The sequence below is a fragment of the bacterium genome (assembly GCA_040754625.1).
Taxonomy (GTDB): Bacteria; JACRDZ01; JAQUKH01; order JAQUKH01; family JAQUKH01; genus JAQUKH01.
The window spans coordinates 22,141-38,848 of the sequence record JBFMCF010000061.1 but is presented as its reverse complement, the minus strand read 5'-3'; the positions used below and the strand labels follow the sequence as shown (position 1 = coordinate 38,848).

General features: G+C 36.6%; 18 protein-coding genes. 7 read left to right on the top strand and 11 right to left on the bottom strand.

Going from position 1 to position 16,708, the window contains the following annotated elements; all coding sequences use genetic code 11:
• Positions 1 to 370 precede the first annotated feature (370 nt).
• A complete protein-coding gene (locus tag AB1498_05335; protein ID MEW6087708.1) occupies positions 371 to 676 on the bottom strand; it encodes a UPF0175 family protein in 306 nt (101 codons plus the stop codon).
• A complete protein-coding gene (locus AB1498_05330; GenBank protein MEW6087707.1) occupies positions 663 to 1,184 on the bottom strand; it encodes a PIN domain-containing protein in 522 nt (173 codons plus the stop codon). The genes AB1498_05335 and AB1498_05330 overlap by 14 nt, the downstream gene beginning before the upstream one ends.
• Positions 1,185 to 1,382: 198 nt before the next feature.
• Between AB1498_05330 and AB1498_05325 the strand changes: the two genes are divergently transcribed.
• Positions 1,383 to 1,952: a hypothetical protein gene (locus tag AB1498_05325; protein ID MEW6087706.1), complete on the top strand. Its 570-nt coding sequence runs from the start codon at positions 1,383 to 1,385 to the stop codon at positions 1,950 to 1,952.
• A gap of 173 nt (positions 1,953 to 2,125) precedes the next feature.
• Here AB1498_05325 and AB1498_05320 read toward each other — a convergent pair whose 3' ends face one another.
• The 3 genes from AB1498_05320 to htpG all read right to left on the bottom strand — a co-directional run bounded on the left by AB1498_05320 (position 2,126) and on the right by htpG (position 4,734).
• Positions 2,126 to 2,536: a PIN domain-containing protein gene (locus tag AB1498_05320; GenBank protein ID MEW6087705.1), complete on the bottom strand. Its 411-nt coding sequence runs from the start codon at positions 2,534 to 2,536 to the stop codon at positions 2,126 to 2,128.
• The gene (locus tag AB1498_05315) at positions 2,529 to 2,762 is read right to left on the bottom strand and encodes an AbrB/MazE/SpoVT family DNA-binding domain-containing protein (protein ID MEW6087704.1); all 234 of its coding nucleotides are present in this window, start codon (positions 2,760 to 2,762) and stop codon (positions 2,529 to 2,531) included. Before AB1498_05315 ends, AB1498_05320 begins: the two co-directional genes overlap by 8 nt.
• A gap of 121 nt (positions 2,763 to 2,883) precedes the next feature.
• Complete coding sequence (gene htpG, locus AB1498_05310) at positions 2,884 to 4,734, bottom strand: molecular chaperone HtpG (protein ID MEW6087703.1); 1,851 nt, start codon at positions 4,732 to 4,734, stop codon at positions 2,884 to 2,886.
• 347 nt (positions 4,735 to 5,081) lie between these two features.
• Here htpG and mazG point away from each other — a divergent pair, with 347 nt between their 5' ends.
• Positions 5,082 to 5,906, top strand: coding sequence for a nucleoside triphosphate pyrophosphohydrolase (gene mazG / locus AB1498_05305; GenBank protein MEW6087702.1), 825 nt, complete (start codon positions 5,082 to 5,084; stop codon positions 5,904 to 5,906).
• Between the two features lie 20 nt (positions 5,907 to 5,926).
• Here mazG and AB1498_05300 read toward each other — a convergent pair whose 3' ends face one another.
• The 6 genes from AB1498_05300 to AB1498_05275 all read right to left on the bottom strand — a co-directional run bounded on the left by AB1498_05300 (position 5,927) and on the right by AB1498_05275 (position 8,133).
• Entirely contained in the window at positions 5,927 to 6,202 is a 276-nt protein-coding gene (locus tag AB1498_05300; protein ID MEW6087701.1) for a helix-turn-helix transcriptional regulator, read from the bottom strand.
• Positions 6,203 to 6,210: 8 nt separating this feature from the next.
• Positions 6,211 to 6,483 (bottom strand): type II toxin-antitoxin system mRNA interferase toxin, RelE/StbE family, encoded by a 273-nt coding sequence (locus AB1498_05295; GenBank protein MEW6087700.1) that lies wholly within the window; start codon positions 6,481 to 6,483, stop codon positions 6,211 to 6,213.
• A 45-nt stretch (positions 6,484 to 6,528) separates the two neighbouring features.
• Complete coding sequence (locus AB1498_05290) at positions 6,529 to 6,807, bottom strand: plasmid stabilization protein (protein MEW6087699.1); 279 nt, start codon at positions 6,805 to 6,807, stop codon at positions 6,529 to 6,531.
• Entirely contained in the window at positions 6,800 to 7,057 is a 258-nt protein-coding gene (locus AB1498_05285; GenBank protein ID MEW6087698.1) for a hypothetical protein, read from the bottom strand. The genes AB1498_05290 and AB1498_05285 overlap by 8 nt, the downstream gene beginning before the upstream one ends.
• 310 nt (positions 7,058 to 7,367) lie before the next feature.
• A complete protein-coding gene (locus AB1498_05280; GenBank protein MEW6087697.1) occupies positions 7,368 to 7,595 on the bottom strand; it encodes a hypothetical protein in 228 nt (75 codons plus the stop codon).
• On the bottom strand, positions 7,573 to 8,133 hold the full coding sequence (locus tag AB1498_05275; GenBank protein MEW6087696.1) for a nucleotidyl transferase AbiEii/AbiGii toxin family protein: 561 nt from the start codon (positions 8,131 to 8,133) through the stop codon (positions 7,573 to 7,575). Before AB1498_05275 ends, AB1498_05280 begins: the two co-directional genes overlap by 23 nt.
• 148 nt (positions 8,134 to 8,281) lie before the next feature.
• Between AB1498_05275 and AB1498_05270 the strand changes: the two genes are divergently transcribed.
• The 5 genes from AB1498_05270 (at position 8,282) to AB1498_05250 (ending at position 16,689) form a co-directional block, all read left to right on the top strand.
• Positions 8,282 to 11,578 carry a DUF4175 family protein gene (locus AB1498_05270; GenBank protein ID MEW6087695.1) on the top strand — a complete coding sequence of 1,099 codons (3,297 nt, stop codon included), beginning with the start codon at positions 8,282 to 8,284 and terminating at the stop codon, positions 11,576 to 11,578.
• Positions 11,575 to 13,746: a tetratricopeptide repeat protein gene (locus AB1498_05265; GenBank protein MEW6087694.1), complete on the top strand. Its 2,172-nt coding sequence runs from the start codon at positions 11,575 to 11,577 to the stop codon at positions 13,744 to 13,746. The genes AB1498_05270 and AB1498_05265 overlap by 4 nt, the downstream gene beginning before the upstream one ends.
• A gap of 126 nt (positions 13,747 to 13,872) precedes the next feature.
• Positions 13,873 to 14,526 (top strand): hypothetical protein, encoded by a 654-nt coding sequence (locus AB1498_05260; protein ID MEW6087693.1) that lies wholly within the window; start codon positions 13,873 to 13,875, stop codon positions 14,524 to 14,526.
• Between the two features lie 124 nt (positions 14,527 to 14,650).
• Positions 14,651 to 15,436, top strand: coding sequence for an ATP-binding protein (locus AB1498_05255; GenBank protein ID MEW6087692.1), 786 nt, complete (start codon positions 14,651 to 14,653; stop codon positions 15,434 to 15,436).
• 74 nt (positions 15,437 to 15,510) lie between these two features.
• Complete coding sequence (locus AB1498_05250; protein MEW6087691.1) at positions 15,511 to 16,689, top strand: asparagine synthetase B; 1,179 nt, start codon at positions 15,511 to 15,513, stop codon at positions 16,687 to 16,689.
• The last annotated feature ends 19 nt before the right edge of the window (positions 16,690 to 16,708 follow it).

Genomic DNA, 16,708 nt, shown 5'->3' with positions numbered 1-16,708 from the left:
ATATTTTCCCAGTTTAACGAAACAAAAAATAAATTTTATATGGACGAATAGAGCGAAAATAAAGATTTTCCATGGCTGCCGATTAACTTTAAGTCGCGCTTAAAAAAACTCGCTTGTTTTAGGTCTAAAGGATTGTCATAAATGCAGCTTATATATCCACAGACCTCACATTCTATAAACCATTTTTTGGACTCTTCTTCAATTTTTTTAAAAAGTTTTTCCGGAAATATAAATTTTATTATTTTCCGGATATTGCTCATATTCTTCCGATATTGGTTTTATTATTTTCAATTATTGTTTAAATCTAATTTATTGTCATGAAATTTGTGTAAAAGCATCTGTGTGTTCAAAGGCAGGAACTGTAATTTCACTACTTTTTCATTCTTCTCTGAGCCAGCGGAAGAGAAGACAATATTGCTATGCCTCTTTTATCCAGTTCCATCTGGAAATCCCAATAATCAACACCGGCCAATTCAACCGCTTTTCTGAATGAAATACCTTCCTGAAATTTTTTTACAGCTATATCCATTTTTTCTTCGGTAATAGCCCTTCTAATTAATTGTCTGATTGCCGATGAACGGTCTTCTTCCATTATATCAGCAAATTCATCAATAGAATCCACAAGACCTTTATCAAGCATAACATTTGTTCTGATTAACTTTCTAGTTTTTATCATATTTTTTACCCTCCATTATGTAAAATTCCGCAACAACAGGGCTTAACCTATTTTCTAAAACAAGATTTTTGATATGTTTATCAAATTCATTATATTTAATAATCCCTTCACTAAGCGATTGAAATATTAAATCAGATGAAGCGCTTACTTTAAAATCCAAAAATAATGCCAATTTAGCAAGCCCTTCATCATCTGTCAATATTTCAACTGCATTTTCCTGCAACGCCAACGCAAGAATAGACGCATCTCCTTTTGATAAATTCTTTTCTATTTTTAAAGATAAACCTTTGATTGAACTATTCTTAACTTGCACTTGAGCTATTTTATTTTCTTTTATAAATTTTTTAATTAAAGTTGCATCCGGTAAATCCTTTTTTTCACCTTCAACCACTGCTTCTTCATATACCTCATTCGATAAAATTAAATTGCTTTTTAATTTTGCAATAATTTCCATATAATTTATTTTTGCTAGAGATATAAGAACAGAGGTATCGATAACAATTTTCATAACGATATTATTTTATAATATTCTGTGTGTATTTGCAAGAATTATTTTTATGTTCGCGGATTCGTTTATGGGACTGTAATTTATTTTTGATTTTGTTTTGCAGAGACGCGTTCCAAACCCGCCTTTTTTTGTTTTCTGTTTAAAATGGGAAAAAAACGGATGTTTTAGATATTTTCACTTTTTTTTGTTATTCTCTCCATGATTGAATGTAAACGGGTTCGTGATACAAATTGGATATTTTTGATTCCTTCTTTAACACCAAATATGGATAGAACACATTTTCAAGCATGGCTTACTGATATTGAAAGAAGTGATAAAAAATATTTTGACTGGTGGAATTTTACGGCAATTCCTCCATCACCAGAAGCAGCATTTTGTATTATCCCAGGGCAAGGGCCAAATGACAAGCCAATGTTGGAACGTATTTGTTCGGAATTGATAGAAGCTACAGAAACAATTGCTATTAAGGAATATGAACTGAATAAAAATAACGGTGATTTTAGAAAAATATATTTCACTGCTATTGTAACTACGGCTGAACTTAAAATATGCAAATTTGATCCCAAGAATATATCAATTGAAAACGGTGAAATTACAAATCCAGTTTTTGAAACTGTACCATTTATTAGATTTCGTAAAAGTTTTACAACAAATCTAAAATTAAGTTCAGATATAATAAGCTTAGAAGGTATTATGACAGCACAGGAAAGAACAGTCCTTGTTATTACCGCATCAAAATTAATAGAATTCCTTAAAAGTTTGGAATAATAAAGTTGGTAAAGAGATTACATTCAAGTAAAACCATGCCACCTAAATAGATTAAAACCATCCGCGAAGAGCTATTTTATGAATATACAAAACTCATTTCCCGTTCAGTTTTTAATGGCCGGATAAATTATAAATTTGTATCTGACTGGAAAGTGTTTTTTTAGCGTCAGCGTTTATGGTTTTTTCACCTCAAGCCCTTCTATCCTCTTAAAATCTTTCTCATCATAAGTATATACGGTATTAAAACCCTTTTCTAATCCCCAGAAACCCATTACGGCATCAGCAAATTTCACATTTTTTTCTTCGTATACTTCAATTGCCTTTCTAAATACATTTTCCAATTCAATTTCCAATTCAGGTGTGTTTAAAATGGATTCGACATATTCCCTGATTTTTTTTCGTTCAAATCTATAAACTTTTTCTAATACCCAAACTATCTCTAAAATTGTCACAGGTAAAAGGTAAAGAATTACATCATTGCCTTTTGAATCTTTAATTAATTTCCTGGATGCTTCCTTTTTTACATCATCATCTTTAACCAAGAATCTCAGAATTACACTTGTATCAATAAATGATCTATTCATCTTCTTTGACTGCCTTTTCTATGGCTTTTTCTCTTATTTCATCAATTGACAATCCTATATTAGGTAAAGTTCCAACATAATCAAATATCGTTTTACCTTTTTTAATAACTAATTCCTGACCGGTTTTTTCAACAACCAATGTATCCCCATCTTTTATATTTAAAGCCTTTCTTATTTTCTTAGGAAGGGTAATCTGTCCTTTTGGTAAAACTTTTACTACTTGCATAATTCCTCCAACTTTTGATTTTATTCCTACTATTTATTATAGTATGACTAAATAGTGAATTTGTCAAGTATTATTCGAAAAAATGCAAGTTAAATGCGGGGGCAATTTTAAATAATTCCATTCATTTCGCCGCTCTTTCCATAATCTCCGTCATCCGTTTCACAAAATCGGCGGTTGACGCGAGACTGCCTTCCGCAAGCAGGGCGCCCTCATAAAGCTGTTCCACGCATTTTTTAATGAAAGGGTCATTCGCGTCGGCCATGTACATTCTTGACAAGTTGGTTATTAAAGGATGAGAGGTGTTTACTTCCATGATCTTTTTTGAACCCCTGAAATCCTTGTTCATCATCTTCATCATCCTTTCGGTATGGCTGTCCATCGCGTTTTTGCCGGCGACGACAGTCACCGCGGACTCAACAAGCCTTTTTGAGGCCACAACATCTTCGACCTTGCCGCCGAGCGTTTCTTTGAACAGCGTCAACAGCGATTTGGTGAGATTGGCCTCCGGTTTCTCGATCTTGTCTTCAGGGGCAAGTTCAATGTCCGCCTTTTCTATTGATTTCAGGCGATGTTTTTCGAATTCATTCACGGACGGGATAATAAAGGCGTCAACGGGGTCAGCTAAAAACAAAACCTCTATTCCCTTTTTTCTGAAATATTCCAGGTTGGGATTTTTTTCGATGTCCAAGCGGTGTTCTCCGCAGATATAATAAATTTCTTTCTGGTCTGTTTTCATTCCGGAGACATAATCCTTCAAAGAAACGTATTCTCCGGGCTTCTTCAGGGAAGACTCAAACCGTAAAAGCTCCGTTATTTTATCTTTGTTTCCGAAATCACTGGTAAGCCCCAGTTTAAGAAGGGGTGAAAAATTTTTATAGAATGCTTCATATTTGTCTTTCGATTTATCCGAAAGATCCGAAAGGTAACGCAAAATCCTTTTTGTCAATACCGACCTTATCGTGCCGATAGCCGGGTGATTCTGGATAAATTCACGGGAAACATTTAACGGCAGGTCCGCCGTATCGACAACTCCTTTGACAAACCTGAGATATTCAGGCAGGAGGTCCTTGCAGTCATTTTGTATAAGTATTTTATTCGAATAAAGATGCAGTGATTTTTCCTTCTGGAACTGCCATGAATCGAACGGGGCGTGCTTTGAAATAAAAAGAAGGGCCTTAAAATTGACCTCGCCTTCAATATCCAGGTGAAAATAACCCAACGGGTCGTCAAAGTCGTTCGCGATATATTTATAAAATTCATTTGCCTCGTTTTCCTTGATGTCTTTGGACTTTTTGCGCCATAACGCGCTTATCTTATTGATCCTTTCACCCTTAAAAAGTATCGGAAAATCGGCGAAATTGGAGTATTTATTAATAATCTCTTTGACCCTGTACTCGTCGGAATATTCTTTCGCGTTGTCTTTTAATTTGAAATATATCTTTGTCCCCCTGTTTTCGCGGTCAATCTCTTCTATTGTAAAGGAGCTTTCGCCTTTTGATTCCCATTTCAGGCCTTTGGAATCCATGCCGGCATGTTTTGTCTCTATAATAACATCATCAGCAACCATGAACACCGAGTAAAATCCCACACCGAATTGACCTATAAGGTTTTCATCGAATTTTTTGCCCTCTTTTTTGATCTTTTCAAAGAATTCAACCGTACCCGAGCGGGCGACGGTCCCGATATTATTTATAAGCTCGTCCCTGGTCATCCCTATGCCGGTATCCTCTATGGAAAATGTTCCTTGTTTTGGGTCAACATCTATCCTTATCTCCAGCGGCGCGTCCGGATCAGTAATGTTACGATCGGTCAATCCCTGGAAACGGATTTTATTAAGCGCGTCGGAAGCGTTGGAAATAAGCTCGCGCAAAAAAATCTCGGGATGAGTATATAATGAATGGACGATAATGTTTAAAAGCTGTTTCATCTCGGCTTTATACTCAAACGTATCAGTCTTGTGTTTTTCGGTCATGGCAATCTCCTGTTTTTGTTTAAAATTTAATAACTTGAGTTGGCAAAATTCCAAAAAGAAGTAATTTTATATCGAAAGAACATTAGCGGAAATGGCTTAGCGCAAGTCGGAGTCTATGTTGGGAAAGCCGGAACTGACCGAATCCGCCTTAGGCGGATGAGAGAATTCCGGAAGGGCATTCCCAACATTAGCGACATACTTGCGCTTGCCATAAGAGCGTGTGAAAGAGATATAAAATTACTTCTTAAAATAAAAATTTGCCGGACTCAAAATTTATAAGTAGATATTATACCAAAAATGAATATAAAAAAACCGAAATTTTTATATTGTGATATAATATTTTTATTATGGCTGAAAATAATATAAAAGATTCTTTTTATAAACTTGTAAAGTTAATGGAGATACTGCGGAAAAAAAAAGGCGGCTGCCCGTGGGACCTGAAGCAAACCCATTTTTCGCTTAAACCTTCATTAATCGAGGAAACCTACGAGGTAATCGAGGCAATTGACGAAAATAACGCGGATAAACTGAAAGAAGAACTCGGCGATCTCCTGTTCCAGGTCATATTTCACTGCCAGATAGCGAAAGATAATAAAGCTTTTACAATCGAAGATGTCTTGAAAATTATTTACGCAAAAATGGTCCGGCGGCACCCGCATGTGTTTGAAAACAAAAAAGTCCACGGGGTTAAAGACGTCCTGAATAACTGGGAAAAGATAAAAAAGGAGGAAAAGAAGGGAAAATCCCGGGAGCAAAAATCCATTCTGGACGGGATACCAAAAGGCATGCCCGCGATGATGCGCGCACAAAGGGTACAAGACAGAGCTTCACGGGTCGGTTTTGACTGGAACCACGTGGAAGACATATTTTCAAAGCTTGATGAAGAGTTCTCTGAATTCAAAACCGCGTATAAGAAAAAAGACTCCAGGGGCATGGAGGAGGAACTCGGCGACCTTTTTTTCGTGCTGGTCAATATCGCGCGGTTTCTTGAAAAAGACCCTGAAACGGTTTTAAGCAAAACCATCGGAAAATTCATCAGCCGTTTCACTTTTATCGAAGAAAAAATAGCAAGAGAAGGAAAAGACTTCTCCCAATACACGCTTGAAGGCCTTGACGAGATCTGGAACGAGGCAAAAAAGGCGCGGAAAAGCCAAAAACATGGACGGAAATAAATTGCCAATCAAGAAAATTATTAAGCCGCTTTTTTTATTTCCAGAGACTCATACTCGGGGAACATAATAGTTGCCGGATGGACATTGAAGGCCTTTGCCAATTGTTCCGCCCGCTTTTTACCAATGTCGACCCTGCCATTTTCCAGCAAGCTGATGTTTGTAGAACTAATGCCGGAGTGTTTAGACAATTCTTCCTGGGTCCATTCTTTCAATTCGCGAAGCATCTGAATAACCTCGCCTGTCGTTAATTCTATGTGCGGTTTCGCACGCCTGAATTCGTTTTTTCTAATCCTCATATACCCTCCTAATATTCATGCGGCGTTATTTCAAGAACATAAACTCTCACAATATTTTGTTCCACCGCGTAAATGACTCTGTGCTGTAAACTTAACCTCGATGAGCGTTGGCCTTCTCTTTTACCTTTTAGCTTCTCGTCATGGAAACCGGGAAATTCCCGCAGTTTGTCGGGCCCATGGCGAAACACGATGTTTTTCCAAAGCTCATATTTTTTTACAATAACCGGCGGAAGTTTACGGCAAACCTTCTCAATATCCTTATGTTCTTTAATATGCCACATTATCAATTATAATAACTTATTAATTATAATAAGTCAAGTAAAAATTTAATTTTGATATACTTCGTCATGAGAACCGATGTCAATAGGAATAATCATATCCTCTTCAATAATAAAATCAATCGATATGCGGTACGAGATATTTATTGATACGGAATGCAGATTGGAAAGCCTGCCCTTTAATTTATGGAGCCTCAGGGACGGATGAAATGGATTAATTTCAAGCAATTTCAGCGTTTTAGCGTATTGATTAATAATTTCAGGAGGTTTTTTAATGAATTTTTTTGCCCGTTTAATATAACTTTCGGTATATATTATTTTAGCCACGTTTTAGTCTTTTAATGTGAGCTTCAACGCTTTCGCAGACATATTTACCGTTTTTGATGTCCTTTTTGGATTCAATAATGGCCGCTTCCAGTTCACATTCCCTCAAATGATTATAGGCTTCGATGGGAATAACGACATAACGGCTCTTGCCCCTTACCGTTATAACTGCCTCCGGGTAATCAGCAGTGGCTTCTTTTATGGCTGAAACTCCTTTTGTCTTCAATTCATTCGCGGTTATTTTATAATCCATATAAGCGGCCTTTCATAATAATACTTTTATTAACACTATAAATAATACTATCAATAATACTGTTTGTCAAGGGTTTTTTGCCGGGCAATTTAATAATTTTCTTAAAGAAACACTATATCATTTTGCCTATTTCTATCATAAGACCGCCCGCAAAGGCAAGGATTTTTCGTATTACACGCTTGAGAAGCTGGACAGAATATGGAATGAGGCGAAAAAAAACTAAACAAGGGCAAAGGATGCTACAAATGTGGGATCTGCAAAATCCATTGGCATATTTTGAAAATGGCGGCTTAAATATCAAACTCAAATATTAAATTTTCATATTTTTATCGATAATTTTTCTGAATGGTTTCGGGCGGTGGTTGATAAATTCGTTGTATTCGTTTAAAAAAACAATCAAATTATCCATATTTATCCTGCCTTTTACAACCACGGGATTATGTTTATGGCGGGACAAATACTCCATATCTTTTCGTAATGAATCCGATTTTACTGATTTTATTAGCTCTATTTTCTCATTTTTGCTTATTATCGGCATTGATTTTTCTCCTGAGTTCATTAAAAAGCGCCTTAAAATCAAATAAATCAAAATATTCTTCCAGAGTATCCCAGTTTATATCTGCCTTGTTCTCCTTGATTAAAGATTCGATATCGGATAAATCCATGTTTTTCCGGGATTCATTGTTAGCTATGGCCTGTACTTTTAATCCTATCAAATCTTCTATTTTTAACACTTTGACAGGTATTGTTTCATTAAACATTTTTCTTTCCTCAGCCCTTTGAAGCATACTGACGGCAATTTTTCTGAAAGCATGTAAAAAATCTATTTCACCGAATATTTTAAGGGGCGAAATATATTGCGACACATTTTCACTTTTATACCTGACACTATAACCAAGTTTATTCATTATCCGGTCAACCTTGTCCATATCTTCAAAAAGCACAAGAAAATCTATATCAACCGTTGACCTTGTTACCCCCCATGCGCCAAGCGCTAACCCGCCGATAAGAGCATAACGGACATTTTCTTTTTTAAAACCCATCAAAAGTTTTTCGAGAACCAGCTTAAAATCCATTTATATCCTATATTGTAATATTTTATTTTTACCTTGATTTAATTTCTATTTTACCCTTTTTCCCCGCAATATTCCATTTATTTTTAAACAAACTAAAGAAAAACGCAAATGATATTGAAATCATGTTTCTATGGTATAATTTATTATAATGAAAAATTTACCCGTGGAACAAAAACTTTACAATTTTTCTTTGAAACTAAAGGGAATTGAATTTATCAGGGGTGTAGTTTTATTTCTCACCGTCTCTCTGTTTTTCATCATCGCCGTAACACCGTTAATAAATTATTTTGGGAATAATTATAATTTTCTTTCAGCTCTAAGGTATGGGTCATTTTTGTTTTTGGGAACAGTATTTGTTTTTCTGCAGCTTCCGCTTTTTAAAAAATATAAAGCGGAGAAAACTGCTTTTTTAGTTGAAAACCATATTCCCGAATTAAAAGACACGGTCATAACTTACGTCCAACTCAAAAAATATCTAAAAAATAATATTTATGGTTATTCTCTCAACCTTGTTTCCGCTTATTTGGAAAATTCCGGGCAAATTATCGGTAAATATAATTTTAAGAAAGCGGTTTCTCTAAAACCATTAAGAAACAATTTTATATTATTCAGCGCCGCGTCCGCGTTAACTTTATTCCTTGTAATAATATCCCCGGATATGTTCGCGGCGGCTTCGTCATTTTTTTCGAATGAATTTATCCACGGGTCTCCTTACTTTCCTCTAAAGGTGATCCCCGGCAACACAAAAATATTTCCCGGGAACGATCTTGAGATAACGGCGTTTTCACTTAAAATTGATTCTTCCGATATGAAAATTTTTTACTGGACAAAGGAAGATGAAATAAAAAACCAGGATTTTAATAGTTTAACAAAAACAAAACACCAAACAACACTAGCCCGGGTTACACAGGACACAAAATATTATGTGGCCCAGGGTGATTTAAAATCGCCTGAGTATTCCATAGAAATTGCCGAAAAACCTGAAATCCGGAATTTTGAAGCAAATCTTGTTTTCCCTGAATATACAAAATTACCTCCAAAAACAATTAAAGATAACTGGATTAAGGCGTTAACCGGAACAAAAACAAAGATTGCCATTGATTGCAGCAAAGAACTTAAAACGGCAAATATTAAATTTATCTCAGGCAAAAAAATTCCCATGGATGCCCGGAAAAACAAGGCCTTTGGAGAAATAACAATAAAAAAAGACGATGATTATTATATTGACCTCCGTGATAAAGAAGGATACACAAACGAATCCCCGCGTTATAAAATTGACGCTGTTTTGGACAACCCGCCTGACGTAAAAATAATTGAGCCGGGGAAAAATATAACTGTTGATGAAAGAATGATGGTCCCCTTAAAAATTTCAGTTAATGATGATTTTGGAATTGAAACAATAGAATTAAAGACCGAAATTGTCGGCCGGAATGAAACGGCATCCGTCTCTCTTATGCAGAAACCTGAAGGGAAAGGCATTGTTTTTGATTATAACTGGAATTTATCCGGATTAGGATTCCTGCCTGAAGACACCATAATTTATTATGTCGAGTCAAAAGACAATGATAATATCTCAGGCCCGAATATCGGGAAATCGGAAACGTACCAGATCCATTTCCCGTCCTTATTTGAGATTTATAAAGACACTGAAGATTCTCAATTGTCGGAAAATGTTAAGCTCCAAAAGGTCCTGCAGGAACAAAAAGAATTAAAAGAAAAGACTGAAAAATTTATTAAAAGCATGAGCCAGGGCGAAGAATTTGACTGGACAAAAGAAAAAGAACTGGAATCGATACATAAAGGGGAAGAAAAAGTCAAAGAAAATCTGGAAAACATATTAAAAAATATGAAAACCACTGCAGACAGGCTGTCTAAAAGTATTTTTATCAAGGAGGACACTCTGGAAAAAATTGCCGAGATTCAAAAAATACTAAATGAAGTTTTGACTGCGGAAATGAAAGAAATGCTGGACAAGATAAACAAGGCGCTTCAGCAGACTGAACTTTCGGAAAAACAAAAAAGCCTCATGGAAACACAGTTTAACCAGAAGGAATTTGAGGAAAAAATAGACCGCACGCTTAACTTGTTAAAACGCACACAGGCGGAGCAAAAACTGGACGCCCTTATTAATGAACTTAACCAGCTGGCAAACCGGCAGGAAAAAAATATTTTCCCTGATAATAAAGCGGTCCGGGAAGAAAAGGCAATAAAAAAAGAGGTTAATGACGTAAAAAACGGCCTTGATAAACTCAGCCGTGACTTAAACGAGATGGACAAAAATACTTCAGGAAAACTCAAAGAGGCAGGCAGTGAAATGGAGGAAAAAGCGCTGGAAAAGAAAATAGATGATTTAGTAAAAAAACTTGAAGACGCGGTAAAAAAGAATATCAAAAAAATAGATGAAAAGGTGTCCCCTGAACTGAAGGATATGGCAAAAAAACTCAGCAAAATAAAAAACGACTTTAAAGAAAAATCCATGCAGGAGATTTTATCCGCGATTGAAAAAACCATTAATTACGGACTGATAATTTCATCATCCGGAAATGAAATAAATGAAATTACAAAAAAATCCATCTCTGAAGCATCATCCGGCGCAAGCGAAGAAAAAAGGCAGGAACTCGCGGGTAAAGAAAATAACCTGAAACAGGGCGTTAATCTTTTTGAAAAAGAATACAAGGAATTAACAAAAAAATTTGTCTTTATAAATCCCCGGTTAACAGAAAATATTCAAAGCGCGCAAATGGACATTAACCAGGCAGTCGAAGAATTAAAAAACGGGCAAACACCGATGGCGCTTTCGTATGGAAAAGAAGGCGTCGGGAAAGTAAACAGCACAACCTTTTATCTTATTAAACTTTACGAAGAGCTTTCAAAAGCGCCGCCGGGGGGCGGTTCAGATTCATTGATGGAAGAGCTAAAAAATCTTTCCAACAGGCAGGAAAATTTGAACGAGCTTACTAAAAACCTTGAAAACTTAATTAAAAAACAGGGAGGATTAACTCCACAGGAAGAAAATATTTTACAGCAGATGGCATTCGAACAATCTCTTATTAAACAAGCCCTTGAGGAACTGGAAAAACAGATGCAGTCTCTTTCTGAAAAAATTGGTGACTTTGGCGGTGCGTTAAACGATATGGATGAAGTGGAAAAAGGGCTAAAAAACAAAGAAACCGGCGAGAAATTACAGCAAAAACAGCGAAGGATTTTAACAAGGCTTTTAGACGCCCAGAAATCAATCAGGCAGCGCGAAGCAGGAAAACAATGGAAATCAACCACGGGCCGGGAATTTGAAATAAAAGAACGCCCCGGCGATTTGCCTGGTTCTCTTAAAGAGATAAAAAAGAAAATCCTGTCCGAGATAGAAAATATACAGGATGAAAAAATACCGTGGGAATACCGCGAACTCGTGGAAGGATATTTCCGCCGTTTGTCGGAGGAAAAATGAAAAAATCAGCGATTTTTTTAATTATTTTATTTTTTACCGCGGACGCCGGGGCTGCGCATGATTTAAAAAGTTTCAAATTATTCCAGGCAAACAATTTCTTTAATCAAAAACAATATGAAACAGCTATAAAGATGTATAAAGAAATATTATTAACCAGTAAAAATGAAAATGAAAGAGTCAGCTGCCAGAAAGGTATTGCTGAAAGTTATGACAGGCTTGGGAATTTTGAAGAAGCCGTAAAAGAATATGAAACCCTGATCAAAAACTATCCGAAAATACCTGAAATTAACATAATCCGCGAAAGGCTGGCTGAATTGTATCAAATCAACAATAACCCGGAAAAACAACTTGAAGTTATGCGGGAAATGACAGAAAGGGAGCCGTTAAATCCAAACTATATATTCCTTCTCGGCAGGTTTTATGAAAAGAACAACTTCCATGCCAGGGCGCAAGAACTATATGAAAAAAAGTTTGATTTACTGCCGTTTAATACCGACCTCCAGGAGCGGCTTTTCCATGTATATGAAAAAAGGAATATCCTGGAGCAAAAAATTAATAATTTAGAAGATGAATTAAACCAAAATCCTTCAAAAAATCATGTCCGCCGGCTTCTTGTCAATTTTCATCTATGGCAGAAAAAATATCTCAAGGCCGTTTCAGTGTGGGAGAAAAATCCAAACAAAGATTTTTCTTATTTTGAAATCCTGGGAAATTTATATTTTGAATCCGACAGAAAAAATGAGGCAATATCTATATGGAAAAATATTTTCTTCCAAAACCCAAATGAACTGACCCTTCAAATTACAGTATCCATATTCAATAAAAAGGGTTTGATTAACGAATCACTTAACTGCCTGCTGGAGGCAAGAAAAATATTTCATAATCCTTTTATTTACCATCGCGAAATATTTGAAATTTATCTTTTACAGATGCAAAATGAGCGGGCGTTTGAGGAATTACTTAGCCTTTTAAACTATTCGTCTGAACAGCTTCCGCTTGTAATTTCAGAATTGCATGATATTACAAAAAACCTGAAAAATCCTCAATTCATGGTTGAAAAAACGCAGGCTGAGATTTCAAAAAAACCTGAATCCGGTGAATTATATAAGCTTCTCGGCGAGATTTACCTTGAAACAAACCAGCCTGATTTAAGCATTCCCTGCCTTGAAAAAGCGGGCGAGCTTGAAAAAAACAGAGAAATTACTTTGGTTCAGCTTGGAGAAAAACTTATTAATAAAAAATTCTATAACGAGGCAATAACAACCTTCAATAAAATCAAAGATTTTTCCACGTTCGGGCCGCTTGCAAATTACCAGATTGCATTGTCCTTTTATAACCTTAAAAATTACGATTCGAGCTTGAATATTTTAAACGAAATGATTAACGAATCCGTCCCGGCACCTTATATCCTGCAATCTTACGCGTTAAAAGGCGAGATATTTTTTGAAACGCATAATTTATTACAGGCAAAAGAAACACTGGGTTTTTTTAAAAACCTGCCGGAACAAAACGAAATTATAAAAAGGGCCCTTTTCCGGCTGGCCGAAGCGGAATTTTTTCTGGGAAATTTCAATGAGGCAGAAAAACAATTCAAATATATAGCGGGAAACCCCTCAGTTAACAGTTTCCTCCCTGCTTCATATTTTTATCTTGCCGAAACCTATTTCCTGGAGGATGAATTCGAAAAGGCAAAGGAATCTTTTGAAGATTTTGCCAGAAAATTTCCTTCCGAACCGGAGACAAATAAAAGCCTGCTCCGAATATTCCTGTTAAATAAAAACAGGGGAAATGAGGCAGAACTTAGAATATTAACAAAAGCAATCCGTGAAAAAAATTCTTACAAATTGCCTGACGCTGAAAATGGCATAAATGATTTTATCGGCAAGAACCCTGGTTCACCGGTCCTTCTTTATTTTTTAATGGAATTGGGCGAAATTTATTCTTTAGAAAAAAAATGGAAAGAGGCGCTTGATGTTTATGAAAAAATAAAGAAAATGGACTTATATTTTTACAAGCAAAAGGCGGTTGAACAATTGGCGTTGATTTACGAAAAAAATTTCAAAGATACCTCTAAGGCGAAAGACGAATACATTAAACTGCTGACCGATTTCCCGGAAAACCCGGTTATTGAACTTATAAGGAAAAAGATAGAGGAACTGAAGCCGTGAAACGTGAAAAGTAAAACGCAAATAGATGTATTCTTAATACTTATTACGTTTTACAATTCACAAACACTGGTTCCTTTTGGAATAAAAAACGATACAATTAAATTTACTGAAACTAAAACATAAAACATGTACATTGAAGACGTTGAAAATTATTTCTGCCAGAAAAAAGGGAAAAGCCTGATTCTTTCGCCGAAGGACTGGCTTTTGGTAAAAAAATGGTTTGCCGAGGGCATCCCCCTGCCTCTTGTCTTAAGGGGGATCGATACAACCTTCGCTAATAATCCCAGCCCCAAAAGAATAAATTCAATAGGTTACTGTGAATCCGAAATACTTTCAGAATGGGAAATATATAAGGAAAATATGATTGGTTCTGCCAGGAAAGAAGACCGGAAAGACGCGCCAACTTTCATACTTGAGAGGATCAGTGAAATAATAAAAACGTTGTCTGGAAAGACCAAAAAGGGGCGAAAAAAACTTATCTACAAACATATTTTATCTTTGTTTGAAAATGTATATAATATTTTACTGCAAAATGAAAAAGACATTACATTTCTTGAGGCTGAAGAAAAATTCAACCAGAACCAGAAGGAAATCGTCCAATATCTAAAAATCCGGTTAAAGGAAAATGAAAACGCGGAAATGAAAGAAAAAATTGAAAAGGATTTAGCGCCATATAAAAAAAGAATGCCCCTTAAAACTTATGAACAAACCATGGAACAGCTTTTGCAAAAAGAGATTCTTAAGAAATTCAGCTTGACAAATATTGGACTTTACGATTAAATGATAGAAAAAGGGGCAAGCAGCATGTAGCAAGGGGCAAGGAATATAATAATAAATTTCTGCCGCTTGACCCATGACCCTTGACCCGGTTCAGATAACAATTAACAATGATAAGGAAAATACCATGCCTGCTTTAAAAACAATAAAAAAAAATCAACCCGCAACATGCCCCAAATGTGGGGGTTCCGGCTGGGAAGTCACTAAAGAAGACGGCATTGAGGCGGTAAAACGCTGCGGCTGTTTTTATCCCAGGATAAGTGACCGCCTTTTAAAAGAAGCGCGCATACCCAAACGTTATGAAAATTGCACCATTGATTCTTTCTATCCTATAGAAAATAACCGTTCGCTTCATGAGGCCCAAAAAATCGCCAATGATTTTGTCACAGAATATCCTGTTGTGGACGCCGGGTTGTTATTCATCGGCTCACCAGGAGTCGGGAAAACACACCTTGCAGTGGCTATCATTAAAGAACTTATAAAACAAAAATCCACACCCTGTGTCTTTTACGATTTCCGCGATCTTCTGAAAGAGATCCAAAATTCCTACAATTCACAATCTCAGACAACGGAACTTGAGGTTTTATCGCCCATCTTTCAAAAAGAGGTGGTCGTCCTGGATGAGCTGGGCGCGAGTAAAATCACAAACTGGGTCCAGGATACATTATCTTACATCATTAACCAAAGATACAACGATAAAAAAATCACAATTTTTACTTCAAATTTTCTTGATGAATCAGCCGGAAAAGATGAACCCCTGGAAATACGGATTGGAACAAGATTGAGATCCCGCCTATATGAAATGTGCCGTGTAGTTGAAATTAATGCAAATGACTACCGTAAAAAAATGACACATTCTTCTTTAATGTTTATTGAAAAACAAAAAGAGGAAAGACGTAAGCATCCGCGATGAAAAAATTAATATTTATCTTATCTTTCCTATTTTTGTCCAACATTTCATTTGCCCAAAACAGATTCCTGATATATATGGACACAAATCAAAATAACCATTTAAAAGCTTATGGCCTCGCATACTGGATTTTGCAGCAGGGCGAAAAAATTGAATGGCTTTTAAACTATCGCGGCGGCTCCTTTTTGACGAATGATTCATCACCTCTTCGCCAGGAAGCATCCATCAGGGGTGTTTCCTTTGAAATTATACCTGATTCAAGCATTCCAAATCTATACCAGGAAATCGAAAACAATAATATGGAGCGGGTTTTACTTGAAAAGGCGCCTCTTGTCGCGATTTATACCCCTCCGGAAAAACTGCCATGGGATGACGCGGTTACATTAGCTTTAACATACGCACAAATCCCTTATGATAAGGTCTGGGATAAAGAAGTTTTAACCGGGAAACTGGTCAAGTATGACTGGCTGCACCTTCATCATGAAGACTTTACAGGCCAGTACGGCAAGTTTTATTCCTCTTTTTATAACGCGCCATGGTATAAGCAGCAATCTTTTAATTACACCGCGGCCGCGAGAGAGGCCGGCTTTTCCACGGTACCCCAGCATAAAAATGCGGTAGCCCGGTCAATAAAGGCCTTTGTGTCACAGGGCGGCTTTCTTTTCGCTATGTGCGCCGCGTGCGACAGCATTGATATAAGTCTTGCCGCGACAGGCGTGGATATTGTGCCGCCGGAAATAGACGGGACGCCTGTTGACCCCAACGCGCAGGAAAAACTTGATTTCAGCCAGACTTTTTTCTTTACAAATTTTAAGGTGGACACAAATCCGCTGAATTATGAATTTTCCAATATTGATATAAGCAATTATGATATACCCGAAAGTTCCGGCATGGAGGATTTTACTCTTTTTGAATTTTCAGCTAAATTTGATCCGGTGCCGGCAATGCTCACGCAAAACCATACCACTAAAATCAGGGGGTTTTTCGGGCAGACAACCTCATTCAGTATGTTAACAATAAAAGACTCAGCGATTACCATGGGCAGGGTAACAAGCGGCAGCCGCGCGAAATATATCCATACAAACTACAGGGACGGAACTGTCACTTTTTACGGCGGGCATGATCCCGAAGATTACAGCCATAAGGTAGGCGACCCTCCGACAAATCTTGATTTGCACAAAAATTCACCGGGATACCGCCTGATTTTAAATAACATCCTTTTCCCGGCGGCAAAGAAGTTTAAAAGAAAGACATAAGCAGGCAACTATTTGAGCC

Coding starts and splice junctions, on each gene's coding strand:
- AB1498_05335 (MEW6087708.1), bottom strand. CDS start 676: ATGATAAAAACTAGAAAGTTAATCAGAACAAATGTTATGCTTGATAAA.
- AB1498_05330 (MEW6087707.1), bottom strand. CDS start 1,184: ATGAAAATTGTTATCGATACCTCTGTTCTTATATCTCTAGCAAAAATA.
- AB1498_05325 (MEW6087706.1), top strand. CDS start 1,383: ATGATTGAATGTAAACGGGTTCGTGATACAAATTGGATATTTTTGATT.
- AB1498_05320 (MEW6087705.1), bottom strand. CDS start 2,536: ATGAATAGATCATTTATTGATACAAGTGTAATTCTGAGATTCTTGGTT.
- AB1498_05315 (MEW6087704.1), bottom strand. CDS start 2,762: ATGCAAGTAGTAAAAGTTTTACCAAAAGGACAGATTACCCTTCCTAAG.
- htpG (MEW6087703.1), bottom strand. CDS start 4,734: ATGACCGAAAAACACAAGACTGATACGTTTGAGTATAAAGCCGAGATG.
- mazG (MEW6087702.1), top strand. CDS start 5,082: ATGGCTGAAAATAATATAAAAGATTCTTTTTATAAACTTGTAAAGTTA.
- AB1498_05300 (MEW6087701.1), bottom strand. CDS start 6,202: ATGAGGATTAGAAAAAACGAATTCAGGCGTGCGAAACCGCACATAGAA.
- AB1498_05295 (MEW6087700.1), bottom strand. CDS start 6,483: ATGTGGCATATTAAAGAACATAAGGATATTGAGAAGGTTTGCCGTAAA.
- AB1498_05285 (MEW6087698.1), bottom strand. CDS start 7,057: ATGGATTATAAAATAACCGCGAATGAATTGAAGACAAAAGGAGTTTCA.
- AB1498_05280 (MEW6087697.1), bottom strand. CDS start 7,595: ATGCCGATAATAAGCAAAAATGAGAAAATAGAGCTAATAAAATCAGTA.
- AB1498_05275 (MEW6087696.1), bottom strand. CDS start 8,133: ATGGATTTTAAGCTGGTTCTCGAAAAACTTTTGATGGGTTTTAAAAAA.
- AB1498_05270 (MEW6087695.1), top strand. CDS start 8,282: ATGAAAAATTTACCCGTGGAACAAAAACTTTACAATTTTTCTTTGAAA.
- AB1498_05265 (MEW6087694.1), top strand. CDS start 11,575: ATGAAAAAATCAGCGATTTTTTTAATTATTTTATTTTTTACCGCGGAC.
- AB1498_05260 (MEW6087693.1), top strand. CDS start 13,873: ATGTACATTGAAGACGTTGAAAATTATTTCTGCCAGAAAAAAGGGAAA.
- AB1498_05255 (MEW6087692.1), top strand. CDS start 14,651: ATGCCTGCTTTAAAAACAATAAAAAAAAATCAACCCGCAACATGCCCC.
- AB1498_05250 (MEW6087691.1), top strand. CDS start 15,511: ATGGACACAAATCAAAATAACCATTTAAAAGCTTATGGCCTCGCATAC.